Genomic DNA, 270 nt, shown 5'->3' with positions numbered 1-270 from the left:
AAGGAGCCAGCCGCCTAAGGTGGGACAGATGATTGGGGTGAAGTCGTAACAAGGTAGCCGTATCGGAAGGTGCGGCTGGATCACCTCCTTTCTAAGGATATAAGCTGGACTTGTGAGCCAGACAAAATAGTTTGTTCGCGATCTTTGTTTGTTTAGTTTTGAGAGTGCAATCTCTCTCATATTTTTGAAGTGGGGGCCTATAGCTCAGCTGGTTAGAGCGCACGCCTGATAAGCGTGAGGTCGATGGTTCGAGTCCATTTAGGCCCACCA

At 49.3% G+C, this 270-nt stretch carries 1 tRNA gene and 1 rRNA gene; both read left to right on the top strand.

Annotated elements, in window-relative coordinates:
* Nucleotides 1–91 (top strand): 16S ribosomal RNA (locus M3610_RS28715); the annotation flags it as partial.
* 102 nt (nt 92–193) lie between these two features.
* Nucleotides 194–270: transfer RNA gene (locus M3610_RS28710), tRNA-Ile, on the top strand.

The organism is Neobacillus sp. MER 74 (assembly GCF_023714155.1).
This window is presented reverse-complemented; position numbering and strand designations above follow the sequence as displayed.